The 22,082-nt window shown below is 65.8% G+C and carries 26 protein-coding genes and 1 tRNA gene; 19 read left to right on the forward strand and 8 right to left on the reverse strand.

What is annotated here, in order from left to right; genetic code table 11:
• Positions 1-27: 27 nt before the first annotated feature.
• Positions 28-1,326 carry an RsmB/NOP family class I SAM-dependent RNA methyltransferase gene (locus tag XH83_RS14360; protein ID WP_194407616.1) on the forward strand — a complete coding sequence of 433 codons (1,299 nt, stop codon included), beginning with the start codon at positions 28-30 and terminating at the stop codon, positions 1,324-1,326.
• A 68-nt stretch (positions 1,327-1,394) separates the two neighbouring features.
• Here the strand turns inward: XH83_RS14360 and XH83_RS14365 are convergent, their stop codons facing one another.
• Complete coding sequence (locus XH83_RS14365; RefSeq protein WP_194407617.1) at positions 1,395-2,915, reverse strand: PAS domain-containing sensor histidine kinase; 1,521 nt, start codon at positions 2,913-2,915, stop codon at positions 1,395-1,397.
• 143 nt (positions 2,916-3,058) lie between these two features.
• On the opposite strand from XH83_RS14365, the gene XH83_RS14370 reads away from it, so the two are divergent.
• The 3 genes from XH83_RS14370 to XH83_RS14380 are packed head-to-tail and all read left to right on the forward strand — an operon-like array spanning position 3,059 to position 5,730.
• Positions 3,059-3,616 (forward strand): GbsR/MarR family transcriptional regulator, encoded by a 558-nt coding sequence (locus XH83_RS14370; protein WP_194407618.1) that lies wholly within the window; start codon positions 3,059-3,061, stop codon positions 3,614-3,616.
• Positions 3,617-3,631: 15 nt separating this feature from the next.
• The gene (locus XH83_RS14375; protein ID WP_194407619.1) at positions 3,632-4,297 is read left to right on the forward strand and encodes a DUF4166 domain-containing protein; all 666 of its coding nucleotides are present in this window, start codon (positions 3,632-3,634) and stop codon (positions 4,295-4,297) included.
• Positions 4,294-5,730 (forward strand): TIGR01777 family oxidoreductase, encoded by a 1,437-nt coding sequence (locus tag XH83_RS14380; RefSeq protein ID WP_194407620.1) that lies wholly within the window; start codon positions 4,294-4,296, stop codon positions 5,728-5,730. Before XH83_RS14375 ends, XH83_RS14380 begins: the two co-directional genes overlap by 4 nt.
• A 4-nt stretch (positions 5,731-5,734) precedes the next feature.
• Here the strand turns inward: XH83_RS14380 and XH83_RS14385 are convergent, their stop codons facing one another.
• Positions 5,735-6,589, reverse strand: a complete 855-nt coding sequence (locus tag XH83_RS14385; RefSeq protein ID WP_194407621.1) for a LysR family transcriptional regulator — start codon at positions 6,587-6,589, stop codon at positions 5,735-5,737.
• A gap of 111 nt (positions 6,590-6,700) precedes the next feature.
• Here XH83_RS14385 and XH83_RS14390 point away from each other — a divergent pair, with 111 nt between their 5' ends.
• Positions 6,701-7,123, forward strand: coding sequence for a 4-oxalocrotonate tautomerase family protein (locus XH83_RS14390; RefSeq protein WP_194407622.1), 423 nt, complete (start codon positions 6,701-6,703; stop codon positions 7,121-7,123).
• Positions 7,124-7,166: 43 nt separating this feature from the next.
• On the opposite strand, the gene XH83_RS14395 is transcribed toward XH83_RS14390, so the two are convergent.
• Together XH83_RS14395 and lipB are read right to left on the reverse strand one after the other, a co-directional pair.
• On the reverse strand, positions 7,167-7,880 hold the full coding sequence (locus XH83_RS14395; RefSeq protein WP_194407623.1) for a DNA helicase: 714 nt from the start codon (positions 7,878-7,880) through the stop codon (positions 7,167-7,169).
• A gap of 200 nt (positions 7,881-8,080) precedes the next feature.
• Positions 8,081-8,818, reverse strand: coding sequence for a lipoyl(octanoyl) transferase LipB (lipB, locus tag XH83_RS14400; RefSeq protein ID WP_194407624.1), 738 nt, complete (start codon positions 8,816-8,818; stop codon positions 8,081-8,083).
• A 68-nt stretch (positions 8,819-8,886) separates the two neighbouring features.
• Between lipB and XH83_RS14405 the strand changes: the two genes are divergently transcribed.
• The 4 genes from XH83_RS14405 to XH83_RS14420 all read left to right on the forward strand — a co-directional run bounded on the left by XH83_RS14405 (position 8,887) and on the right by XH83_RS14420 (position 10,834).
• Positions 8,887-9,129 carry a FliM/FliN family flagellar motor switch protein gene (locus XH83_RS14405; protein WP_018647371.1) on the forward strand — a complete coding sequence of 81 codons (243 nt, stop codon included), beginning with the start codon at positions 8,887-8,889 and terminating at the stop codon, positions 9,127-9,129.
• Positions 9,130-9,312: 183 nt separating this feature from the next.
• Positions 9,313-9,397, forward strand: a tRNA-Leu gene (locus XH83_RS14410).
• A gap of 260 nt (positions 9,398-9,657) precedes the next feature.
• Positions 9,658-10,266 (forward strand): cysteine hydrolase family protein, encoded by a 609-nt coding sequence (locus XH83_RS14415; RefSeq protein WP_194407625.1) that lies wholly within the window; start codon positions 9,658-9,660, stop codon positions 10,264-10,266.
• A gap of 367 nt (positions 10,267-10,633) precedes the next feature.
• Complete coding sequence (locus XH83_RS14420) at positions 10,634-10,834, forward strand: hypothetical protein (RefSeq protein WP_194407626.1); 201 nt, start codon at positions 10,634-10,636, stop codon at positions 10,832-10,834.
• Positions 10,835-10,992: 158 nt separating this feature from the next.
• Here the strand turns inward: XH83_RS14420 and XH83_RS14425 are convergent, their stop codons facing one another.
• On the reverse strand, positions 10,993-11,277 hold the full coding sequence (locus tag XH83_RS14425; protein WP_057197072.1) for a hypothetical protein: 285 nt from the start codon (positions 11,275-11,277) through the stop codon (positions 10,993-10,995).
• Positions 11,278-11,457: 180 nt separating this feature from the next.
• On the opposite strand from XH83_RS14425, the gene XH83_RS14430 reads away from it, so the two are divergent.
• The 5 genes from XH83_RS14430 to XH83_RS14450 are packed head-to-tail and all read left to right on the forward strand — an operon-like array spanning position 11,458 to position 14,147.
• Positions 11,458-11,664 carry a hypothetical protein gene (locus XH83_RS14430; protein ID WP_194407627.1) on the forward strand — a complete coding sequence of 69 codons (207 nt, stop codon included), beginning with the start codon at positions 11,458-11,460 and terminating at the stop codon, positions 11,662-11,664.
• Between the two features lie 2 nt (positions 11,665-11,666).
• Positions 11,667-11,867: a hypothetical protein gene (locus XH83_RS14435; protein ID WP_194407628.1), complete on the forward strand. Its 201-nt coding sequence runs from the start codon at positions 11,667-11,669 to the stop codon at positions 11,865-11,867.
• A 60-nt stretch (positions 11,868-11,927) separates the two neighbouring features.
• Positions 11,928-13,004 (forward strand): flavodoxin family protein, encoded by a 1,077-nt coding sequence (locus XH83_RS14440; protein ID WP_194407629.1) that lies wholly within the window; start codon positions 11,928-11,930, stop codon positions 13,002-13,004.
• Positions 13,001-13,900 carry an NAD(P)/FAD-dependent oxidoreductase gene (locus tag XH83_RS14445; RefSeq protein ID WP_194407630.1) on the forward strand — a complete coding sequence of 300 codons (900 nt, stop codon included), beginning with the start codon at positions 13,001-13,003 and terminating at the stop codon, positions 13,898-13,900. The genes XH83_RS14440 and XH83_RS14445 overlap by 4 nt, the downstream gene beginning before the upstream one ends.
• A 58-nt stretch (positions 13,901-13,958) precedes the next feature.
• Positions 13,959-14,147: a hypothetical protein gene (locus tag XH83_RS14450; protein WP_194407631.1), complete on the forward strand. Its 189-nt coding sequence runs from the start codon at positions 13,959-13,961 to the stop codon at positions 14,145-14,147.
• A 9-nt stretch (positions 14,148-14,156) separates the two neighbouring features.
• Here XH83_RS14450 and XH83_RS14455 read toward each other — a convergent pair whose 3' ends face one another.
• A complete protein-coding gene (locus tag XH83_RS14455) occupies positions 14,157-14,414 on the reverse strand; it encodes a hypothetical protein (protein ID WP_194407632.1) in 258 nt (85 codons plus the stop codon).
• 263 nt (positions 14,415-14,677) lie between these two features.
• On the opposite strand from XH83_RS14455, the gene XH83_RS14460 reads away from it, so the two are divergent.
• The gene (locus XH83_RS14460) at positions 14,678-15,052 is read left to right on the forward strand and encodes a hypothetical protein (protein WP_194407633.1); all 375 of its coding nucleotides are present in this window, start codon (positions 14,678-14,680) and stop codon (positions 15,050-15,052) included.
• Between the two features lies 1 nt (position 15,053).
• Here the strand turns inward: XH83_RS14460 and XH83_RS14465 are convergent, their stop codons facing one another.
• Positions 15,054-16,325: a polysaccharide deacetylase family protein gene (locus XH83_RS14465; protein WP_194407634.1), complete on the reverse strand. Its 1,272-nt coding sequence runs from the start codon at positions 16,323-16,325 to the stop codon at positions 15,054-15,056.
• A gap of 179 nt (positions 16,326-16,504) precedes the next feature.
• Complete coding sequence (locus XH83_RS14470) at positions 16,505-17,311, reverse strand: polysaccharide deacetylase family protein (protein WP_371746350.1); 807 nt, start codon at positions 17,309-17,311, stop codon at positions 16,505-16,507.
• An 83-nt stretch (positions 17,312-17,394) separates the two neighbouring features.
• Between XH83_RS14470 and mgtE the strand changes: the two genes are divergently transcribed.
• The 4 genes from mgtE to XH83_RS14490 all read left to right on the forward strand — a co-directional run bounded on the left by mgtE (position 17,395) and on the right by XH83_RS14490 (position 21,318).
• Positions 17,395-18,816 carry a magnesium transporter gene (mgtE, locus tag XH83_RS14475; RefSeq protein WP_194407635.1) on the forward strand — a complete coding sequence of 474 codons (1,422 nt, stop codon included), beginning with the start codon at positions 17,395-17,397 and terminating at the stop codon, positions 18,814-18,816.
• A gap of 198 nt (positions 18,817-19,014) precedes the next feature.
• Complete coding sequence (locus tag XH83_RS14480; RefSeq protein WP_194408266.1) at positions 19,015-19,332, forward strand: DNA-binding transcriptional regulator; 318 nt, start codon at positions 19,015-19,017, stop codon at positions 19,330-19,332.
• Between the two features lie 149 nt (positions 19,333-19,481).
• Entirely contained in the window at positions 19,482-20,300 is an 819-nt protein-coding gene (locus tag XH83_RS14485; protein WP_194407636.1) for an aldo/keto reductase, read from the forward strand.
• Positions 20,301-20,349: 49 nt separating this feature from the next.
• Positions 20,350-21,318 carry a hypothetical protein gene (locus XH83_RS14490; RefSeq protein WP_194407637.1) on the forward strand — a complete coding sequence of 323 codons (969 nt, stop codon included), beginning with the start codon at positions 20,350-20,352 and terminating at the stop codon, positions 21,316-21,318.
• The last annotated feature ends 764 nt before the right edge of the window (positions 21,319-22,082 follow it).

Raw genomic sequence — 22,082 nt, forward strand, 5'->3', positions numbered from 1 at the left:
CGCTCGCCCGCCAACGAAAGATAAAGAATGACCCCCGCTGCCCGGCTGTCCGCAGCCATCGAACTGATCGACACCATCGAGAGGGATCGCGTGCCCGCGGCCAAGGCGCTGAAGGAGTGGGGCACCGCGCACCGCTTCGCCGGTTCCGGCGACCGCGCCGCCATCGCCGGCCTCGTCTGGGACGTGCTGCGCCGCTACGCCTCGAGCGCGTTCCTGATGGATTCCGATACCGCCCGCGCGCGGCTGATCGGCATGCTCCGCCTCGAGCGCGACATGGACACGGCGACGATGGGCGCCTTGTTCGACGGCAGCCGCTTCGCGCCGGCGCCGCTGACGGAGGCCGAGCAGGCCGCGCTCGCCTCGCGGTCTCTGAAAGATGCGCCGGCCGCGATCGCCGGCGACTATCCGGAATGGCTGGATCCGCACCTTGCAAAAGTGTTCGGCGAGGACCGTGTAGCGGAGGCGGCCGCGATGGCGAGCCGGGCGCCGCTCGACCTGCGCGTCAACACGCTAAAATCCAACCGCGACAAGGTGCTGAAGGCACTTGCTCATCTTCATGCGAAACCGACGCGATGGTCGGTAACGGGCTTGCGCATCGAGCTTTCGGCCGATGCGCGCAACCCCGGCATCCAGGCGGAAGAGGATTTCATCAAGGGCGCCATTGAAGTGCAGGACGAGGGATCGCAGCTTGCGGCCCAGTTCACCGCGGCAAAGCCCGGCGAGCAGGTGATCGACCTCTGCGCCGGTGCAGGCGGCAAGACATTGGCGCTCGCCGCCCTGATGCAGGGCAAGGGCCGGCTGATCGCGACCGACCGCGACAAGCGCCAGCTCGCGCCGATCCACGAGCGGCTGTCGCGCGCCGGCGTCCACAATGCCGATGTCCGCACGCCCAAGGGCGAGGCCGATCCGCTGGCCGACATTCGCGCCTCGGCTGATCTGGTCGTGATCGACGCGCCCTGTACGGGAACCGGGACCTGGCGCCGCAACCCCGACGCCAAATGGCGCATGCGGCCGGGCGCGCTGGAGATCCGCCTGCGCGACCAGGCCGAGGCGCTCGCGCGGGCGGCTCCGCTGGTGAAGCCGGGCGGCCGCATCGCCTACATCACCTGCTCGGTTCTTTCAGAGGAGAACGGCGAGCAGGTGAGGGCGTTCGTCGGGCGCCATGGCGAGTTTTCGGTCGTCCCGCCCGAGCAGACCGCCAGCGTGCTCTGGGACCAAGCGGAGGGTTTTGGCGAGGCCGCGCTGCGCTCGGACGAAGGCTGGCTGATGACGCCGCGGCGAACCGGAACGGACGGGTTTTTCGTCTCGGTGCTGCGGAAATCGTAAGCCTGTGGAGGGTGAGCAAAGCGAAGCGCGCGCCTTCGCCCACCCGAGGTGTTCACCTCTCGAGGAGCTCACCTTGGCAGCTTGGCGATGGCCTCGCTGAGCTCGTGGATCTCATATGGCTTGCGCAGGATCGGGAAATCCCCGCGCACGCCGGCGGCGACCTCGCTGTAGCCGGTGGCGAGCAGGATCGGCAGGTTGGGATGGATCTGGCGCAGATGATGGGCGAGCGAGAGGCCATCCATCTTGCCGGGCATGACGATGTCCGAGAACACGAAGTCGACGCCGTTGGTCTCGATCTCGCGCAAGGCGGCTTCGGCGTCGGCGACGCGGCGCACGTGATAGCCGAGCTGCTCCAAGAGGCCAATGCTGACGATGGCGACGTCCGGATTGTCCTCCACCAGCAACACCGTGCCGCTGCCCTGGAACGCCGGCTCCCTAACCGTGTCCTGCGACGGCGCGTCTTCTCCGCGCGGCAGGACGATGGTGAACGTCGTGCCCTTGCCGAGCTCGCTTGCGACCTTCACGGTGCCGCCGGCCTGATGCGCGAAGCCGTGCACCTGAGAAAGGCCGAGGCCCGTGCCTTTTCCGATCGGCTTGGTGGTGAAGAAAGGCTCGAAGATCTTGTCGAGCACGTCGGAGGGGATGCCGAGCCCGGTATCCGTGACGTCGATTGCGACGAAATCGCCGGCGAGGGGCGCTTCGTCCAGCACGACATTGCGCGCGCGGATCGTCACCGTGCCTCCGTCGGGCATCGCGTCGCGGGCATTGATGACGAGGTTGAGCAGCGCGGTCTCGAGTTCGGAAGCGTCGGTCTTGACCGGCCAGACGTCGCCGCCGATGTCGAAGGCCAGCCGCACGGAGCTGCCGACGCCGGCATCGAGCACCTCGCGGATCGCCGCGATGCGTTCGGCGAAATTGATCGCCTGCGGGTTGACGCTCTGCCGCCGCGCGAAAGTGAGCAGTTGGTTGGTCAGCGCCGCGCCGCGCCTGGTGGCGGTCTCGATCGCGGAGATCGCGCGCTGAAGCTTGGCCGGGTCGTCGGCCCCTCGCTTCAGCATGTGGAGGCTGCCGCTGATGATCATCAGCAGGTTGTTGAAGTCGTGGGCGACCCCGCCGGTGAGCTGTCCCAGCGCGTCGAACTTCTGGGACTCGGCGAGCTGCTTCTGCATCGCCTCGAGCTTGATCTGGGTATTGCGGCGTTCGGTGATGTCGCGCGTGATCTTGGCGAATCCGACCAGTTTGCCGTCCTCGTAGATCGGATCGATCACGACGCTGGCCCAGAAGAACGTGCCGTCCTTGCGGACGCGCCAGCCTTCCTCCTCGTAGCGGCCCTTGTCCCTGGCGATGCCGAGCGCACGGGCCGGCTTGCCGTTGGCGCGGTCGGTTTCGGTGTAGAAGCGGGAGAAATGCTGGCCGAGGATCTCTTCGGGTGAATAGCCCTTGATGCGTTCGCCGCCGATGTTCCAGCTGGTGATGGTCCCCTTGGGATCGAGCATGTAGAGGGCGTAGTCCGCAACTCCCTCAACCAACAGCCGGAAACTGCGTTCGCTCTCGAACAAGTCTCTCTGTTGACTGACTTTTTCAACCATTCCGGGACCCCGCCTCGACTGGAGCAAACGCCACAGGCGCCGGATGGTTCCCTGGGCCTGGAACATTTTTAAGCAGATTCCCAGCCTCGTATGCCGACGGCGTTGCTCTTGACAGCGGATCGGTCTTATCAGATATTTCTGTAATGACAGAAATGACCGGAAAGAAGAAACTCCCCGCCGCCGTCGAGCGCTTCATCCTGCATTGGGGCGACATGGGGGACGAGTGGGGCGTCAATCGCTCGGTTAGCCAGATCCACGGGCTGCTCTACCTTTCCGAAGCACCGATGACTGCCGAGGATATCGCCGACACGCTCGGCATGGCGCGCTCCAACGTCTCCAACTCGATCAAGGAATTGCTCGCCTGGAACCTGATCCGCCGGGTGCCGATCCTGGGCGACCGCCGCGACCATTACGAGGCCGAGACCGACATCTGGGAGGTCGCCGCCAGAATTGCGGCCCGGCGCAAGGAGCGGGAGCTCGATCCGGCGATCGCGGCGCTCAGGGCCTGCGTGTCCGACGCCACCGACGATCCCAACATCAATCCGGTCGCCAGCAAGCGGCTGAAGGAGATGCTCGCCTTCACCGAGCTCGCCGACCACTGGTTCATGCAGATGCTGAAGGTGCCGCGGCCGCGGCTGGTCGCCTTGATGCGGCTTGGCGAGAAGATCGTGAGCCTGCTGCCGCTGGGCAAGGTCAAATAGTGTCGGGAGGGTGCGATGACGTCGGCTCGATTATCAGGCTCCAGCGCACCTTTCTCCGTTTACACCAAACTGTTCGACGATCGCCGTTTCCGTTCGCTGTTGTCGGACGAGGATTGGGGCCGTCTGCCGCTCGCGACCTGGCGGCGCTTTTCCAAACGTGTCGCCGATGGCGACAGCGTGGTCTATGTCGGCGTGGTCGACGAGATCTCTTTCAGCGACATCGGCTGGTGGTTCGCGCAGGCAGCAAGGCTGATCGGCGGGCCGTTGCCGACCGGCCGTGACACCGGCGTGCCGATGATCGTGACCGTCACCGAGGACAGCGCGACCGGCGGCCAGACCTGGACCCGCATCTGCGCGCGCAAGCGCGGCTTTCCGCAAGTGATCCATTCCGCCAAGCGTTTCGCCGGACCGACCGGGCTCGAGGAATATGTCGGCTTCGGCGTCTCGATGGCGCTCCGGATCGCGGTCGAGGACGAGACGCTGACCTTTCGCAGCGCCGGTTATGGCCTCCAACTCGGCTCGCTCTGGATCCCGCTGCCGCAATGGCTCACGCCGGGCGACCTCATGGTGACCCATCGCGATCTCGGCGAGGGCGCCTTCCGTTTCACCCTCGATGTCACCCACCCGCGTTACGGCGCGCTGATCCATCAGTCCGCCACCTTCAGGGAGGCCGTATCATGACGCCGCTGTTGTGGACGCTCATCGCCATCCAGATCGTGATGGGTGTGTTCGACACCTTCTATCATCACGAATTCACCGAGCGCCTGGCCTGGCGGCCGTCACAGCGCTTCGAGCTGAAGCTGCACGGCATCCGCAACATGTTTTATGCGCTGCTGTTCCTCGTGCTCGGCTGGTTGGAGGTCTACGGCGCGCTGGCGCTGCTGGTCGTCGCAGTGCTGGTCACCGAGATCGTCATCACGCTGATGGATTTCGTCGAGGAGGATCTGAGCCGGAAACTGCCGCCGAGCGAGCGAATCAATCACACGCTGCTCGCAATCAATTACGGTGCCATTCTCGTGCTGCTGCTGCCGGTCCTGATCGAATCGGCGATGCAGCCGTTCGGCGCGACGGTCGTGTACCAGGGCCTACTCAGCATCGCCGCCACCGCCTGCGCGGTTGGCGCTGCGCTGTGCGGCGTCAGGGATTTTGCGGCGATGCGCCGGCTCGGCCGGATGCGGAGCGTGCCCGCTGCCGGGCTCGTCGAGAAACTGCCCGGTCGCAAGACCGTGCTCATCACGGGGGCCACCGGCTTCATCGGCAGTAGGCTTGCCGCGAGCCTCGGCGGGGCAGGACATGATGTCATTGCGCTGATCCGCACCCCCGCCAAGGCCGAAATGTTGCCGCCGCCGGTGACGCTGATCACCAGCCTCGATCAGCTCTCCTCGGAAACAAGGATCGATGCCATCGTCAATCTCGCGGGAGAGCCGATCGGCAATGGTCTTTGGACCGAGGCGAAGCGCGCCAAGATCATCGGCTCGCGTGTCGACATGACCGGCGAGGTGGTCAAGCTGATCGCGCGGCTCGACCACAAGCCCGACGTGCTGGTCAGCGGCTCCGCGATCGGCTGGTACGGTCTATGGGCCGACCAGGTGCTGACGGAGTCCGCGAAATCGCACGCCTGCTTCAGCCACGAGCTATGCGCGGCCTGGGAGCAGGCGGCGCGTCCGGCGGAGGAGCTCGGCGTGCGCGTGGTCTATTTGCGCATCGGCCTCGTGCTCGGCACCGAGGGCGGATTCATCACGCGCATGCTGACGCCGTTCGAGTTCGGCCTCGGCGGCCCGCTCGGCACCGGGCGGCAGTGGATGTCGTGGATCGAGCGCGACGATCTGATCCGCCTGATCGCCTATGTGATGGCAACGCCGGATCTCGCCGGGCCCGTCAACGCCACTGCGCCGATTCCGGTCACCAACGCGAAGTTCACCGAAGAGCTCGGCCGCCGTCTGCATCGGCCCGCGGTGTTCCGTATTCCCGGCGGCCTGCTGCGGCGGATCGGCGGCGGTTTTGCCGACGAGCTTTTGCTGGGCGGTCAGCGCGTGCTGCCGAACAAAGCGCTCAGCCGCGGTTTTGTGTTCAAGCACGAAACGCTGCGCAGCGCGTTCGAGGCGATTTTGTGAGACCTCAGTTGGCGGCGACACTTCTAAACGTCGCCGCCACCGCACGCAGCGCCGCAAGCTTCGCGGGATCGCTGACCTTCGAATGCAGCATCACCTTCGAGCTGCCGAGCTTCGGCAGCTTGTGCGCGGGCCCGATGTCGACCAGCCCGGCAGGTGCGATCCGGCGCGCCAGCGGTGCGACGGCAAGTCCGGCGAGCGCCGCTGCGACCACCGCGGTCACCCCGCCGCCGACGAAGCGTTCGCGCCAGGCAAGACCCGCCTTGTCGAGCGCGCGCACGGCAATGGCGCGAACGCCGCAGGGCGGGGCGAGCGTCGCAAGCGGAAGCGGCTCACCTTTCGGCAGGGAGAGGCGCCGTGCGGCGAACCAGCCGAACTCGTCCTCGGTCAGCGTCTCGCCGCCGCGGCGGCTGCCTTCCTGGCGGACGATCACCGCATCGAGCTCGCCTGAATCGTAAGCATCCTGCATCTCGCGCGAGAAGCCGATGGTGACGGCGAGGGTGAGATTTGCTGACATCGCGTGCAGGCGTTCGAGCAGCGGCACCAGTTCGGGGCCGGTCGCATGATCGGAGATGCCGAGCGAGAGCGATTGCGCGGCAGGTGCCTCGCCTGACAGTGCCCGGTCATGCGCCGCCATCAACGCGCGGGCGCGATCGAGGAAGCCGGCGCCGTCAGCAGTGAGCCGGACCGCGCGCGGCGACCGCTCGACGAGGCGCTTTCCCAGCAACGTCTCCAGCCGTTGCAGCTTGAGGCTGACCGCGGCCTGCGTCGTGCCGAGCGCTTCGGCGGTCCGCGTAAAGTTCTGGAGATCGGCGACCAGCAGGAAGGCCTTGATGGTGGAGATGTCGAGTGTGGCTGCCATTATGAAGTCTTATCACTGGTATCAATAGAGATAAGATACCAAAATGAAGGCCGCGGGTCTAGCTTCTCACCGACGCCGCGCAAGCAGCGCTGCATCTCGAGGAGAGCCACAATGCCCCTGATCACCGTGTCCTACACCACCTCCCGCCAGGCGCCGTCGCTGAAGGCCGACATCGCGAGCGCCGTGTCCGAGCTCACCGCAAAAATCCTGCATAAGGATCCGAAAGTCACCGCCATTATCGTCAAGTCGGTGGATGCCGATGACTGGTTTGCCGGCGGCAAGTCGCTGGCCGAGCAGAAGCTCGCGAGCTACTGGCTCGACATCCACGTCAGCGAAGGCACCAACACCAAGGACGAGAAGGCGGCCTATCTCGCTGCGATGTTCAAGCGCATGGCCGAGATTCTCGGGCCGCTGCATCCCGAGACCTATGCGCATGTCGACGAGGTCAAGAGTGACGCCTACGGCTTTGGCGGCCTGACCCAGGAGCGGCGCTACATCGCCGGCAAGCTCGAGGTGCCGCTGCAGACGGCGTGAGGCTGCAGGCCGCGGGTGAGGCGTCTCACCCACGGCCCGATCGTCAGCTCGCGGTGCGGAACTGGACTTCGGAATTGTTCAAAAAGCATGCCTTGTCGAACAGCGTCAGGTCCAGCGGGTTGGGCAGCCTGACGTCGCCGAGATCAGGGCAGGGCTTGACCTGGGGATCATAGGATCGGTCGATCTGTGAGATGAAGACGACGATCAGTCCCCGGTCGCGCGCGAAGGACTTCAGTGCGCGCACCTGAACGGTAAGGTCGGGGTTTTCCCGCCTCTGGTCGAGCAGCTGCAGATAATCGATCACCACGACCGTGCCACGGGGCGCTGCTGCCATCTGCTTGACGACGTAATCGGCGCTGATGGCGTCGGAGCAGTCGACCTCGAAGAGGTCATCGAATTGCGCGGGCTCGACGCCGATCGCACGCAAGCGATCGAAAACATCCTGCTCGGTATATTCGAGCGAGAAGAACGCGGCGCGGTGGCCCGACTTCATGGCCTCCACGGCAAGCTCGAGGCTCATCAAAGTCTTGCCCTGACCGGGCCGCGCGCCGACGAGCACGAGGTCGCCGGGGTGGAATTGAGGGAACAGCCTGTTCGCCGGCGTCATCGCGGCAGCTTTCGCCGCGAGCATGCTCCAGGCGGAAAACCCTTCCGTCGCAGCGACGCGGTCGAGTGCATCGTGCAGCGGAATGTTTTCGTCGCGGGACAGGCGCTTTGCTTTTCGCTTCAGATGATAGATCGGCGCAGAGAGTCTCATCGTCAAAACCTCCCATTGCGAGCAGGTAACGCAATCCCTCCTTATGCCCAGCGCTCGAACAGTCGGTCCGATGATCTCATCGCCCTGCATGAGGTCTGCTTTCCCGGCGGAGGGGGGAGGCGTGGGCGGCACCTGACTTGAGAATGGCCGATTCTGCGGCGGCGGAGAACGCGAGACAGTGCGTCTTCAACAGGACTAGATCAGGCGGCCGCTTCCGCCACCGGCGCACGGGTCGGCCCGAACAGCTGCTCGAACGCCTGGCGCAGCGCGATATCGACGTCCGCCATGGTCACGAGCTGGCCGAGGTCGACCAGCGAGGTGACGCCGTAGCGGGGATCGACGACCCCGCACGGCACGATGCCGGCGAAATGCGACAGCTCCGGCTCGACATTGATGGCGATGCCGTGGAACGAGACCCAGCGCTTCAACCGCACGCCGATCGCCGCGATCTTGTCCTCGTGCTCAGGCCCCTTGTCGGGGCGCTTCACCCAGACGCCGACCCGGTCCTCGCGCCGTTCGCCGCGGACGTTGAAGACGGCCAGCGTCGTCAGGATCAATTCCTCCAGGCTCGCGACATAGGCCCGGACGTCCGGCCGGCGGCGCTTGAGGTCGAGCATGACATAGGCCACGCGCTGGCCGGGCCCGTGATAGGTGAGCTGGCCGCCGCGGCCGGTGGCGAAGGTCGGGAATCGGGCATCGAGCAGGTCGGTTTCCTTGCCCGAGGTCCCCGAGGTGTAGAGCGGGGGATGCTCCAGCAGCCAGACCAGCTCCGGCGCCTCGCCGGCCGCGATCGCGGCGACCCGCGCCTCCATGGCGGCGACCGCCTCCGGATAGGCCACCGGCGCGTCCGAGATTCGCCATTCGACGGGCTCGCCGCCGGCAGCGGAAAACGACGTCAAATCGAGCTTTTCGCGGGGGTTTTGAGGCGAATTAACCATTGGCTAACCATAACGTGGTGATGATCGCAGGTGCAAATGCCAAGTCCCTAGTTGCGGCGGTCCTGACAGTGCCCACTCTCGATAAAGTCACCGTGGATCTCATGGTCGTCCTCGGGACGACCACCATGCCGATCCATCAGGTATTACGTCTTTCCCGCGGCGCCATCATCGAGCTGGACGCAACCGAGGCCGACGAGGTCAAGGTCCTCGCCAACAACCTGCCGGTCGCCTCCGGGGTCGTGCTGGTGGATCGCAACCGAATCGCGGTCGAGGTCAAGCAGATGCTGCCGCGCTCGCCGGGCACGCGGTAGCCGGCCTGGGCACGCGGTAGCGGCCCCCGCATCGGGTCAGGGCCGATTTGGGCAAGGAGCCCGAACTTTCCTGCAAAGCTTGTGGAATTCAGGGCCTTTGCAGGCTTGTACCCCTCTGATGGATTTGTTAGATCGGCGCCGTTGATCCGGCCGGCCTTCAAGCCTCAAGCCGGCATCCCCAAAGCGCTCGTGGCGGAACTGGTAGACGCGCTGCCTTGAGGTGGCAGTGAGTAAAATCGTGGGGGTTCGAGTCCCTCCGAGCGCACCAAATCCTCGTTTGTCACTGAAATAGCTGAGCTTTTTTCAAAGCTTCATCGGGCATGGCACGACCTCGTGCCGCGCTGCTTTCGTCCGCCGCCCATCCCCGGCGTCAGCTCATCCCGGCCTCGATTCGGCGGGGCCGTGGCATATCCGGGCTCGGTCTGCTCGATCATCGGATGCATGAATACGGAACGAGGGCCGTCCGGATCGCATTTGCAGGTAAGCCGCCGCGGACGTGCCGCGGCATGCGTTCGCCGGTGGAGGACAATGAGAAACAGCGCGTCGGACGTTGCCGAGATCAGGGACGCCGTTCACCTCTGCATCGACATGCAGAACATTTTCGCTCCCGGCGGTTTGTGGGCGACGCCGTGGATGGAGCGGGTCCTGCCGACGATCGCTTCGATCGTTGCACGCTATCAGGCCAGAACTGTCTTCACGCGCTTCATTACCCCGGAAGATCCCGCGGATCGTCGCGGGCAGTGGCAGCGATATTTTCATCGATGGCACCAGGCAACGCGCAGGAATCTTCCGCCGTCCGCCCTCGATCTCGTGCCGGCCCTGACCAGGTTCGTTCCGCCGGCCGCGATCATCGACAAGCCGGCTTATTCCGCGTTCAGCAATCCCGCGCTTGCGACCTCGCTGGTCGACAAGAACGTCGGCACGGTCGTGATCTCGGGCGCCGAGACGGATGTTTGCGTGCTCTCGACGGTGCTGAGCGCCGTCGATCTCGGCTTCCGGGTCGTCATCGTCGAGGACGCGCTGTGCTCATCGTCGGACGTCGGGCACGACGCGCTCATGACGATGTATCGCACCCGCTTCCACGGCCAGGTCGACCTCGTGACCGCTGAGGAGCTGGCCGAGTTCTGGCGGGAGTAGGGTGCCATCGGCTCAATTGAAATTGTCGCCGAACATGTTGCGGAAGGCGGTGGCGACGGCCGCAGGGACGCCGGACTGTATTCCGGCGGCTGACCTGCGACCAGACCTTCGCGGCAGTGGCGGCGGCCGGGCGATCGGTCATTCAACGTCGCGATCATTTGGATCACCCTGACCGTCACCGGGGTCGAGCCTCTCCTTGGGAAGGGCTCGTAGCTCTTGCGGCTCTGACCGAGCGTCAGCGCCCTTTGGCACCACGCGCAACCGTTCCGCTTCTGGAACGTTATGGGGATAATCGCCCGGGTGCGATGATCTCAAATCGGTAAGGAGGCAACGAAGCGCTCCGACGCAATGATCAGGGAGAGGGCCCATGTTGACGCGGCGTCGAGTTAGGCAAACGGATCCATTGGAGATACGCCTTGCCGCTGAAGCGGAGCGGCTGCGCGAAGAAGCCAAATCGCTTCCGCCCGGCGCAGCCCGCGATGAGATCCTGCGCAAGGCGCGTCAGGCAGAGACGGGCTCCCAGATGAGCGAATGGCTGAGGTCACCGGGCCTGCAGCCGCCGAGCTAAAGGGTGTCGCGGGCGCAGCCTGCCAAGGCTGCACGCGCCGGGAACGGGTTAGATGTCGGCGCGTACCGATGCGCTGATGTCGTGGGCAGAAACCGGAAAAATGAGCGCCACGTCCATCGTCCCCGTTGTGTCCGGTTGTCACCCGGCGGTGCGCGTCGTCAACGCCGCTTCGCCGCTTTGGTTCGCCGGTTGTAGGGCGAGCGGTTGACGGGCCGCAGCGAAATGCCTTCGCGCTGCGCCTTGCTGCGGATGGCCGCGACCGGCCGCTGCAGCTTGATGCTCATCACGCCGGTCGGCGTGTTGCCCTTCGCGAGCTGCTTCAGTTTGCTCACGTCCGCGGGCGTCCAGGGCTGCCGCGCGCGACGCTTGTAGGCCGGGTTTGCCTTGCGCGGTCCCTTGCGGCCGATCGGTGAGCCCGGCCGCTTCCATGCTGCTTTTGCCATGATGATCCTCCTTCAAGTCGTTCTTGAACATACGAATCAGCATTTCGGTTCCGCCGCAATCGGCGCCGCGTGCCGCCGTTTGCGCAAAATCACGCAGCGTTAACTTATGGAAATGCCGGAACCGCAAATTGGGGCGGAAGCTGCCAGTTCTTTCCATCCGAAACCCGCTGTGAAAGTCACATGACCGCCAAACGCAACCGCAGGAAACAGACCCAATCGCTTCAGGAGCGGCTGGCCGCCTTCGCCGAAAGCGCTCGCGAGCGCGCGCGCAACCTGCCGCCCGGCAGGGAGCGGGAGATGCTGCTGCAACGCGCCAGGCAGAACGAATTGACCTCGAACCTCACGGACTGGCTGAGCGCACCCGTCTACCCTCGACGAGGAGGATGACCATGCGGAGCATCAAGCACTACCGCGCGTTCCAGATCGATCCGGACGGGCACGTGTTCGGATGCATCAACCTCGTCTGCGACGATGACGAGGAGGCCAAGCGCGAAGCCGCCGCGCTCGTGCTGGCCCACCGCATCGAGCTGTGGCGGCTGGACCGGCGGATCGCGAAGTTCGAGGCGCCACAGGAAGTGGCCCGCCAGTAACCGGAAGGAACCGCGTCGTGCGCCCCGGGTTGGTCGGAGACCGACTTCGCCGGAGCCAGTATGACGGACGCCGAAATTCGCCAGGGGATGCCGCCCGTCAAGCTGACGCGCCAGGAGTTCGAGCGGCGCTACAGGGCTCGCTTTGTCGATCCCGCCTTTGCCCCGCTGCAGCGCGAGCTCGATGCCATCGTCGCTGCGGCCTGGGACGCCTACAGCCATTCGCGCAAGGCGCCCTTGACGCGGAAAGCAGGCGAAGGCTTTTCCGATCCCGACTACGACATCGCCGTCGACTGGCTGGATGCGCGCGCAAAAATTCTCGAGGCCCAGCGGCGGCACGATGATGCGAACGAGACGCCGCGCATCCTTCTCATCAACGGCTCGGCCCGCAGCGAGCACACCTGTCCCGGCGAGATGTCCAAGACCTGGCGCTTGGTCAAGCTGGCCGAGCCTGTTTTCGTCGAGATGGGGTTTGCCGTCGACATCCTCGATCTTTCGCGCCTCGCCTCGGAATTCGGCAAGACGATCCATCCTTGCAAATCCTGCGTCAGCACCGCCATGCCGCTCTGTCACTGGCCGTGCAGCTGCTATCCGAATTATTCGCTGTCGCAGACGGGCGACTGGATGAACGAGATCTATCCGTTGTGGGTGGCCGCTCATGGCATCCTGATCGTGACGCCGGTGAACTGGTATCACGTGCCCTCGGGCCTCAAGGCGATGATCGACCGCATGGTCTGCGCCGACGGCGGCAATCCCGATCCGACCTCGACGCACGGCAAGAAGGCGGATGAAGCCAAGGCGCTGGAGCTGAAGGGCTGGCCTTATCCGCGCCATCTCGCCGGCCGTCATTTCGGCATCGTCGTTCACGGCGATGCCGTCGGTGCCGAGGGCGTGCGCCGTGCCTTGTCGGACTGGCTGACCGACATGCAGCTGATCTCGGCGGGGCGCTTCGCCGAGCTCGACGGCTATGTCGGTTACATGGAGCCGTACGCAACCTCGCATCACGCGCTCGATGAAGACGGCGAATTCCAGCAGGAGGTGCGGAACGCGGCGCGCGCGCTGGGCAATGCCGTCCATTTGGCAAGGAGCGGGCGCCTGCAGGAGCCCGGCGCCGGTCTCCAGGACCCGAACCCGAAATGACCGGTGCGCCCTTTGATTGCCTGATCGTGGGCGGCGGCCCTGCCGGACTGATGGCCGCGATCTATCTGGCGCGCTTCCGCCGCAGCGTCTGTGTCGTGGACGCGGGCGCGAGCCGGGCCGCGCTGATCCCGCGCAGCCACAACGTTCCCGGCTTCGTCCACGGCCTCTCAGGCACCGAGCTGATCGAGCGGATGTCGGCGCAACTGGAGGAGCTCGCCGTCGCGCGCGTGCAGGCCGAGGTCACAGCGTTGCGGCGGCACGGGGACGGTTTTGAAGCGAGCTGGAACGGCGACGCGCATGCCGCTTCCACCGTCATCCTGGCCAGCGGCATCGTCGACACCCATCCGCCGTTCGCGGAGTGGCGCGGCGCGGTCGCGGACGGGGTGCTGCGCTATTGTCCCGTCTGCGACGCCTTCGAGGCGAGGGGCCGTCGCATTGGCGTCGTCGGCCCGTTGCACCGCGCCGCCAGCAAGGCGCTGTTCCTGCGCGGCTATTCGCGCGACGTGACGCTGCTGGTGCCCGGGCAGGGTGACCAGAAGGGCGCAATCTCGGAGCTGCGCGATACCGGTGTCGAACTCGTGTTCGCGCCCGATCTGCATTTGCGGCGGAGGGGCGACGGCATCGAGGCCGTGTTCGCCGACGGCCGGACGATGCCATTCGACATGGTCTATCCCGCGATGGGGGCCGAGGTGCGTTCGCAACTCGCGGTGTCGCTGGGGGCCGAGCACGACACCGAGGGCTATCTGAAAGTTGACGCGCACCAGCGCACGTCGGTCCACGGCCTCTACGGCATCGGCGATGTCGTTACCGATCTGCATCAGATCTCTGTCGCCTTCGGCCACGCCGCCGTTGCCGCGTGCAACATCCACCACAGCCTGCCACGGCGTCTGGCATGACGGAACGAAGGGCGCGGCTTGGCCTTGAGTGAGAGGAACGCGCGAAGGACCCAATCCCATGCTGGAAGAGAAACTGAAGGACGCGATCATCGGCGAGTTGCAACGGCAGGCCGCCAACCGGCCGCAAGCGTTGCAGATCGATGGCGCCAAGGATGCGCAAGGCTCGGACGAGCTGACCGTCAACGGCAAGATCGATCTCGGCGCGCTGGTCATGGTGATCGCGGGATCGGTGGCGGGCGGGCCTTAAGCTGGCTCTTCAGCCGTATTCCTCGCCGATGCCGTATTCCCGGTAGATCTCCAGCGGATCGAGGTCGGGAAACAGGCGGCACTTGGCCTGGGCGAGGTGTAGGCTCACCGCCGCCGGCTCCTTGCCGCTCGAGAGCATCTTGCGGATGTCGTCCATATGCGCGTTCGGCCGGTGCTTGGGTTCGAGCTGCTCCAGCGCGACCAGGGCGGTCGCGAGGGCCTCGGTCAGAACCCACTCGTCGTGGCCGGTGATTCCCTTCTTCGGCATCGGCAGACCCCGGATGTGGCGGCAGGGCGATAGTCTATCGCGACTTCCGCCAAACCGCCATTGAGCCGTTGCGGGAGGCCGCGCCCTTGCATTATGGCAGCGCGTGGCTAAAAGGCGGCAAGTTGTGGGGCCGTGGTATCTTTGTTGAAATAATGTTGGCGTAGACGGACGCCTGCAGGGGTCGGCTGGCAGTTCCGGTCTGGGCCCTTGATCCTGCATTGGGCAGCACGATCCCGGTTGCCTCCTTCAAGGCTTGAGCCAGCATGGTTTTTCTCAGCTTCGTCTACCGCTTTCTCACCAATTTCGCGTTCATGGCGATGGTGTACTTCAGCCTGAACTTCATGGAGAAATATCCGAACCGGGCGATCCTGGCGATCCTGGTGCTGGTCTATGCCGCCATGCGCGCCGTCTCGACGCTGCGCGCGTTCTACTTCTACCAGAAGATCGAGAAGCTCGAGGCTGAGACGCGGCGCCTTCAGGGCCCGATCAACGACGGCGCCGGCGGGACGAACGCACGCAAGCAGGTCGTCGCCGACGTCGCGCGGCTGCGGCGCGACGGCGAGCTCAAGTCCTATATGGACCTGTTCTTCCTGGCGCTGATCGTGCTGCTCTGCGTCGCCGCCATCATGCGGCAGTGAACTAGGCGCGCTTCTTCAGACTGGCGACGCGGGTCGGGCGCGGCGTACCGTTCTTGACCTGCGCGGCGTGCTTGGGCGCGACCGGTGCCGCATGCGCGGCGTGCCGGGCCTGGGGCTTGGCTGTCTTGCTGGCCGTCTTGCCCTTTGCGACCTTGCCTCCGGCCGGCCTCTCCGCCGCCATCGCCATCCGCGTCGCGGCACGCCGCGACAAGGTCGTCGACAGCAGCACCTCGACCGAGCCTTCCGGAATCGCAAACAGCGCGCGGCCGGGCACGGGCAGGGTGGATGCGAGATCCATCTGCCCTTTGGTCCGGCGCGGCAGCAGCGATCGATGCGCGGCTTCCGCATTGAGGTCGGCGAGCGAGGGCGCCGGGAGCGTCCGCGTCTCCGTGAACACGAAGTGCGGCACGGCCGGCCAGCGCGCGATCGGCACCGTCTCGGTCGGCGGATGCAGCAGCCATTCCACCGGCGTGGTCGGCGTTGCCGGCCGGTCGGCGGTGGCCGGCACCACATGCACGATGCGATAGCCGCGCGCCTTGAGGTCGCGGATGATTTTCGGCAGCGCCGCCACGGTGCGGGCCTGGATGTCGTGCAGCAGCAGAATGCCCTTGCCCTTGGCCTCCAGCCGCTGGATCGCGAGCTGGTAGACGCGGTCGGACGAGACATGGCGCCAGTCGTCGGCCGGGAAGTCGGCGCTCCAGACCTGGATGCCGCGTGAGATCAAGTAATTCTCGACACCCTCGGCGCGCATCAGGCCGGGAATGCGGAAGAACGGGGCGAGCTTGGACGGGTCCGTCATCGCGGCCGAGGTCCACTCGATGCCGCCGTTGATCTCGGGCTCGAACTTCTCGAGCGGCATCCGGTCGAAGGTCAGCGGATGGTTCATGCTGTGGGTGCCGACGGTGTGCCCCGCCGCCACCAGCTTGCGCACGCCTTCCGGGTTCGCCTTGGCTTGGCTGCCGATGATGAAGAAGGTCGCCTTGATGCACTCGTCGTCGAGCATCTTGAGGACCTGGTTGGAATATTTCGGCAGCGGTCCGTCGTCGAAGGTCAGAACGACTTCGTGGTCCTTCAGCGGCAGCGTCTCGCGGTACTGCATGGTGCCGATGCGCGGGTGCTCGCGCGGATCGACCACGAGGGTGCGGGAGGTTCCGAGCGCGTCGGGATGGCCCGGACAGTCGGCCGCGAGCGCCGCCGGCGATCCGACGGTGAACAACCCGAGGCAAAGGACGATCCACGATCGCGTCCGCAATACAACGCTACTTCCGATCATGAACCCGGTCTGCCCTCATATGCGATTGCCGCCATAGTAGGTCGGAGACATCAGGAAACGGTTCAGGCGCCAGAGGCCCTTTCCGCCACAAGATCCCCGTCCATTTGCAGGGCGTAGCATGAACAGAGTGTTAATAGGCCTCAAATCACCCCATTTTGCGTGGGCGTGACATTCCGGCATCAGCGCGCATCGGCATTCTTCTGCGGCGGGGCTGACGGTACGATGTGGACGATCCGGTAGCCGTTCTCGCGCAGATAGCGCAGGAAGGCCGGCATGATCGCGGCGGTGCGGGCCTTGGGGTCGTGGAAGAGGACGATGCCCTTGCCGCTCGCGGCGAGGCGCTCCGTGACGAGCTTCAATTCCTGCTCCGGCGTCATCTCGTTCCAGTCGCTGGCCCACAGATCGGCCCCGAGCACGACGATGCCGCGCGATTGCAGCAGGTCGAGCTGGGCCGGCGTGCCCTCGAAATAGGGAAAGCGGAAGAACGGCGTCGATGGCGTCGTCGTCGCGGCCCCGTGCAGCGCCGTCTCGACGGCGGCGATGCCGCGGTCGATCTCGCTCCTGGCCTTGTCGAACGGGATCCGCGCCATGAACGGATGCGAGTAGGTGTGATGGCCGATGGTGTGGCCCTCGCGCGCGATGCGCTTGACCATGTCAGGCTGCTGGGAGGCGTGCAGGCCGATCAGGAAGAAGGTCGCGCGCACGCATTCCTGCGCCAGCGCCGCCAGCACCTTCGACGTCGTCGGCGGGTTCGGTCCGTCGTCGAAGGTCAGCACGACCTCGCGATCGGCCAGCGGCAGCGTCTGCGGAAAGCTCTTCAGGCCGACGCGCGGATATGTCTTGGCATCGACGCTCAGCACGCGCGAGGTGCCGAGCGCATCCTTGCGCGGGCACTCGGCGGCCTCCGTCGCGGCGATGCCGGCGAGTGCTGCGAGGGTCGCTGCCACCGCCATCGAGGTCCACCTCAGTCGAAGCATCTTTGTCATTGCGCTCGGAGTTGCCTTGTGGGTATTGCCTGAACCGTCAGCCCAGATCACCCGTTCCAACCTGTCAAACGGCGAGGCGCGCCATGGATGAACATATGGACGTGGCCGCACCCGTTGCGGATTCGGTACTCGACCACGTGCCGATGCGCAATGAAGACGGCGACATCAGGCACGAATTCGTCGAGGAGATCGCGCGTGCGATCGAGGCCGGCGACAGCGCCTCGCTGCGTGCCTGCGTCGCCGAGCTGCACGAGGCCGATCTCGGCGATCTCATCGGCGCGCTGGAGCCCGACGACCGCGTCCGCCTGGTCGAGCTCACCGGGGCCGACTTCGACTTCTCCGCGCTGAACGAGGTCGACGAGGCCGTCCGCGAGGAGATCCTGGAGGAACTGCCGCCGGAGACGGTCGCCGAGGGTGTCCGCGAGCTCGAATCCGACGATGCGGTCGAGCTGCTGGAGACGCTCGACCAGGCCGAGCAGGAGGAGATCCTCGAGAAGCTGCCGCTGAAGGAGCGCGTCGCGCTCGAGCGCAGCCTGCTGTACCCGGAGAATTCCGCGGGCCGCCGCATGCAGACCGAGTTCATCGCGGTGCCCCAGGATTTCACCGTGGGCCAGGCGATCGACTACATGCGCGAGACGCCGGATCTGCCCGACCGCTTCTACGAGATCTATGTCGTCGACAAGGACCAGCACTGGCAGGGCGCAGTCCCCCTCGACGTGCTGCTGCGCGCGCGCCGGCCGATCGCGCTGACCGAGCTGACCGACGAGGACCGCCGCCGCGTCTCCGTCCTGGAGGACCAGGAGGAGGTGGCGCGCATGTTCGGCAAGTACAATCTCGTCGCAGCCCCCGTGCTCGACACCCAGGATCGCCTGGTCGGCGTCATCACCGTCGACGACGTCGTCGACGTCATCGAGGAGGAGGCGGACGAGGACCTCAAGGCGCTCGGCGGCGTCACCAGCGACGAAGAGCTGTCGGACACCTTCCTGACCATCGCGCGCGGCCGCTTCAACTGGCTGCTGGTCAATCTCGCCACCGCCTTCCTCGCATCCTCCGTGCTCGGCCTGTTCGAGGGCCAGCTCGAGAAGATGGTCGCGCTCGCCGTGCTGGCCCCGATCGTGGCGAGCCAGGGCGGCAACGCCGCGACCCAGACCATGACGGTGGCGGTGCGGGCGCTGGCAACGCGCGAGCTCGGCGCCTCCAACGCCTGGCGCGTGGTGATGCGCGAGGGCCTGGTCGGCCTGATCAATGGTCTCGCCTTCGCGGTCATCACGGGCATCGCGGCGGTCGCCTGGTTCAAGATCCCGGGCCTCGGCATCGTCATCGGGCTTGCGATGGTCTGCAACCTCATCGCCGGCGCGCTCGGCGGCATCCTGATCCCGATGGCGCTGGAGCGCGTCAGGGCCGATCCGGCGGTGGCGTCGGGAACGTTCGTCACCACCGTTACCGACGTCGTCGGCTTCTTCTCGTTCCTCGGCATCGCGACGCTCTGGTTCGGGCTGAGGTAGGGCGTGTCCCGGGCGCGCTGCGGCGCGTAGCGCTGCGCAGAACCGGGGCCCAGAAGGCGGCATACTCCGGCGAGATGAGCCCCGGTTCTGCAGTGCATCGCGAAGGCGCGCTGCGCCGCGTCCGGGGCACGAGACCCATGCACGACCTTTTAATCCGAACTTAAGCGACCTGCCGCATCATCGCCCGCGCTTGGGGGAATAAGCATGCGTGTGCGATTGAAGGCGGACGGACGGATCGTCGAAGTGCGGGACGGGCAGGAGTTTCCGGTCCAACCGTCTGCGGTCGAGCCTACGGCCAATGCCGCGCCCGCCGAGGCTTCCTCGCTCGCGGTGCGTGATTTGCGCCGCCGCGCCTGCCTGACCCAGATGGAGTTCGCCGCCAAGCTCGGCGTTCCCGTCGAGACGATCCGCAATTGGGAGCAGGGCAAACGTGCTCCACGGGGACCGGCCCGCGCGCTGCTCGCAGTGATCGCGCACGCCCCGGATACGGTGTTCCAGGCGCTCGCCAAGGCCTGACGGACCAACCGGCTTCGACGCGAACCTCCCGTTAGCATTGCGCCAAATAACCCGCCGAACTGTTGCGGCCTCCGTTGGCAGCGTCATGGGCGGGGTCCATAATGCCGCCTGATGAGGTTTGGGGCTGACGCAACGGAAGAGGAGTCCTCATGCTGTTCGTCGAGGCCAATGGCGCGAGAATTCCGGCGATCGGGCTCGGGACCTGGGAGCTGAGCGGAAGGCCTGCCGCGCGCGTGGTCGAGCAGGCGCTGCGGCTCGGCTATCGCCACATCGACACCGCCCAGGTCTACGACAATGAACGCGAGGTCGGCGATGGCTTGCGCGCCTCTGGCGTGCGGCGTGACGAAATCTTGCTCACCACCAAGGTCTGGACCAACCATTTCGCGCCCCACGATCTCGAGCGCTCGGTCAAGGAGAGCCTGGCGCGAATGCGGCTTCCGAGCGTCGACCTGCTGCTGCTGCACTGGCCCAATTCGCACGTGCCGCTGGCCGAGACGCTTGGCGCGCTGTCGCATGCCAAGACGATGGGCCTGACCCGCCACATCGGCGTCTCCAATTTCACGGTGGCGCTGATCGAGCAGGCGGTGGCGCTATCGCCGGAGCCGCTCGTCTGCAACCAGGTCGAGTACCATCCCTATCTCGACCAGGCGAAGGTGCGTGCGGCCTGCGACAAGCATGGCCTCGCCCTCGTCGCCTACAGCCCGATCGCCAAGGGGCGCATCAAGACCGACCAGACGCTGGCCGAGATCGGGCGCAGCCACCACAAGTCGCCGGCGCAGGTCTGCCTGCGCTGGCTGATGCAACAGAATGTCGCTGCGATCCCGCGCACCTCGCGCATCGAGCGCCTCTCTGAAAACATCGAGATCTTCGATTTCGAGCTGTCGGACGACGAGATGAGCCAGATCGCCGCGCTCGCCAATCCGAAGGGCCGCCTGACCGACTTCGGCTTCGCCCCGAAATGGGATTGAGGGGCGACCGCGGTATGCTAACAGCAGGGCGGCAATCCAAGATCGGGCAATGGAACTGCGGACAATCATACGGACGGACGTTGCAGCGTCGGCGATCGCGCATCTGACGCTGGTGGCGCTGATCATCGTGATCAGCGAAGTCCATCCGTTTCGCAGCCAGCCGCCCGAAACCGTCACGGTAGACATCGTCACGCCGGAGCAGGTGAAAGAGGAGGAGGCCAAAGCGGAGGAGAAGGTCAAGGAAGAGGTCAAGGAGAAGCCCCCGGAGCCGCTCCCCGATCTGAAGCTGCCGAAGCTGGATATCACCGACAAGGAAAAGGCGCCCGCGGCGTCGAAGCCTGCGGCCCAGCAGCCGGCCGCATCGCCATCGCCATCACCGTCGCCTGAACCGCAACGGCCCGCGCAGCAACAGCCCCAGCAGCAACAACCGCAGCAGCAGCCTTCGCCAAAGCCGCGCGAGGCCAACGCGCAGCCGCAACAACAGTCGCCTGCGCAACAGCAGCCGCCGCAGCAACCCCAGCCTCAACCGCCGCCGCAGCCCGAGGCGATGCCGCAGCAGCAAGCCGCACCGCCGCCGGCCTATCAGGCGCCGCAGCCCGACGTCACCGTCAAGTATGGCGTCATGCTGGGACTGCCGCCTGAAATGCCGCCGCCGCTGCCGAAAGACGCCCCCAAGGACGATGGCGGCGACGCCAAGGATTCGATCGCAGCCAAGCTGCCGGCCGAAATCGTCGCCGCGCTTCGCAGCCATTTGCGCAGCTGTGCGAAAATGCCGGCCGGACTTAGCTCGACTGACAACATTCACATCAAGCTGCGCACGGTGTTTGCGACCGACGGCACGCTGGCCCGCGAGCCGATCCTGCTCGAAGCCCCGCCGTCCGCGAAAGGCGTGGCCCTCGTGAAGTCCGCGATGAGCGCTCTGCAGAACTGCCAGCCCTACAAGATGCTGCCTGCCAATCTCTACGAGGAATGGAAGGTGCTGGACCTGCCGTTCAGCCCACGGGATCTCGGAGGGTAGCTCTCGTAGCCCGGATGCAGCCAACGGGTCGGCGCGAAGCGCCGCCCGATGACAGGCTCCGCGTAATCCGCGACGGTGCAAAATGCTGGGTGAGCGGCCCCGGATTTCGCTGCGCTCCATCCGGGCTACGCGACCGTGCCTGTGTTGGCCCTTGTCAATCCGTCTCGCTAAAAACATTCCACTTTACCGAAATTCGGTTTTGGCGTATGTGTCGGCCATCCCGGCTCATCCAGGAGGGGCGATCTCGAGGTCGTCTTGATCGCGAGCCGGGCTTGCGGTGGACGCGGCAGCGTCGGCACGAGAGGTGCGGGCAGGGCGGGTAGTCCCTGTGAGCCCGCGGCCGCGTGCAGACGAACGGCGCTGCTAGGCTTCGTCTCGACTGTAAGTTTCGCAGCTCCGTCGACGGGGTTGGAAATACTGCGGCGACATGGCGGGCCGTGCGTACGGCAAAACCGTGTGGTCCTGGCCGTCGTTGCTACGGTCAAGCCCGTTCGAAGATGCGCGCGAGCCCAACCGGGTGGACGGCATCATCAATTCGAAGGGCGAGGGAGGCCAAAGGAAAGTTCGGCTCCCGGGAGAGCGCGGCATAAGCCGTCCGACCATCGCGCAGGGAAGGCCGAGTGATCGGCACCACCTGTATGCTGCTGTGCGGTTTTCTGCGTGCGCGTGCAATTCGCGCAGCGGACCGCGGGTGCGATGTCAGCACCCGGCCTTCCCTGTGCCCTCTTGGATTTGAGGGTGCGAAGATGAAGCAAAGCTCGGGC

The sequence above is a fragment of the Bradyrhizobium sp. CCBAU 53351 genome (assembly GCF_015291745.1).
Lineage (GTDB): Bacteria > Pseudomonadota > Alphaproteobacteria > Rhizobiales > Xanthobacteraceae > Bradyrhizobium.

Excerpts from the sequence above, each read along its gene's own strand:
- XH83_RS14450 (WP_194407631.1), top strand. The coding sequence starts at position 13,959 with ATGCTGGAAGAGAAACTGAAGGACGCGATCATCGGCGAGTTGCAACGG.
- XH83_RS14445 (WP_194407630.1), top strand. The coding sequence starts at position 13,001 with ATGACCGGTGCGCCCTTTGATTGCCTGATCGTGGGCGGCGGCCCTGCC.
- XH83_RS14490 (WP_194407637.1), top strand. The coding sequence starts at position 20,350 with ATGGAACTGCGGACAATCATACGGACGGACGTTGCAGCGTCGGCGATC.
- XH83_RS14370 (WP_194407618.1), top strand. The coding sequence starts at position 3,059 with ATGACAGAAATGACCGGAAAGAAGAAACTCCCCGCCGCCGTCGAGCGC.
- mgtE (WP_194407635.1), top strand. The coding sequence starts at position 17,395 with ATGGATGAACATATGGACGTGGCCGCACCCGTTGCGGATTCGGTACTC.
- XH83_RS14385 (WP_194407621.1), bottom strand. The coding sequence starts at position 6,589 with ATGGCAGCCACACTCGACATCTCCACCATCAAGGCCTTCCTGCTGGTC.
- XH83_RS14440 (WP_194407629.1), top strand. The coding sequence starts at position 11,928 with ATGACGGACGCCGAAATTCGCCAGGGGATGCCGCCCGTCAAGCTGACG.
- XH83_RS14455 (WP_194407632.1), bottom strand. The coding sequence starts at position 14,414 with ATGCCGAAGAAGGGAATCACCGGCCACGACGAGTGGGTTCTGACCGAG.
- XH83_RS14420 (WP_194407626.1), top strand. The coding sequence starts at position 10,634 with ATGTTGACGCGGCGTCGAGTTAGGCAAACGGATCCATTGGAGATACGC.
- lipB (WP_194407624.1), bottom strand. The coding sequence starts at position 8,818 with ATGGTTAATTCGCCTCAAAACCCCCGCGAAAAGCTCGATTTGACGTCG.
- XH83_RS14430 (WP_194407627.1), top strand. The coding sequence starts at position 11,458 with ATGACCGCCAAACGCAACCGCAGGAAACAGACCCAATCGCTTCAGGAG.
- XH83_RS14465 (WP_194407634.1), bottom strand. The coding sequence starts at position 16,325 with ATGATCGGAAGTAGCGTTGTATTGCGGACGCGATCGTGGATCGTCCTT.
- XH83_RS14360 (WP_194407616.1), top strand. The coding sequence starts at position 28 with ATGACCCCCGCTGCCCGGCTGTCCGCAGCCATCGAACTGATCGACACC.
- XH83_RS14470 (WP_371746350.1), bottom strand. The coding sequence starts at position 17,311 with ATGACAAAGATGCTTCGACTGAGGTGGACCTCGATGGCGGTGGCAGCG.
- XH83_RS14395 (WP_194407623.1), bottom strand. The coding sequence starts at position 7,880 with ATGAGACTCTCTGCGCCGATCTATCATCTGAAGCGAAAAGCAAAGCGC.
- XH83_RS14435 (WP_194407628.1), top strand. The coding sequence starts at position 11,667 with ATGCGGAGCATCAAGCACTACCGCGCGTTCCAGATCGATCCGGACGGG.
- XH83_RS14415 (WP_194407625.1), top strand. The coding sequence starts at position 9,658 with ATGAGAAACAGCGCGTCGGACGTTGCCGAGATCAGGGACGCCGTTCAC.
- XH83_RS14485 (WP_194407636.1), top strand. The coding sequence starts at position 19,482 with ATGCTGTTCGTCGAGGCCAATGGCGCGAGAATTCCGGCGATCGGGCTC.
- XH83_RS14380 (WP_194407620.1), top strand. The coding sequence starts at position 4,294 with ATGACGCCGCTGTTGTGGACGCTCATCGCCATCCAGATCGTGATGGGT.
- XH83_RS14365 (WP_194407617.1), bottom strand. The coding sequence starts at position 2,915 with ATGGTTGAAAAAGTCAGTCAACAGAGAGACTTGTTCGAGAGCGAACGC.
- XH83_RS14390 (WP_194407622.1), top strand. The coding sequence starts at position 6,701 with ATGCCCCTGATCACCGTGTCCTACACCACCTCCCGCCAGGCGCCGTCG.
- XH83_RS14460 (WP_194407633.1), top strand. The coding sequence starts at position 14,678 with ATGGTTTTTCTCAGCTTCGTCTACCGCTTTCTCACCAATTTCGCGTTC.
- XH83_RS14375 (WP_194407619.1), top strand. The coding sequence starts at position 3,632 with ATGACGTCGGCTCGATTATCAGGCTCCAGCGCACCTTTCTCCGTTTAC.
- XH83_RS14425 (WP_057197072.1), bottom strand. The coding sequence starts at position 11,277 with ATGGCAAAAGCAGCATGGAAGCGGCCGGGCTCACCGATCGGCCGCAAG.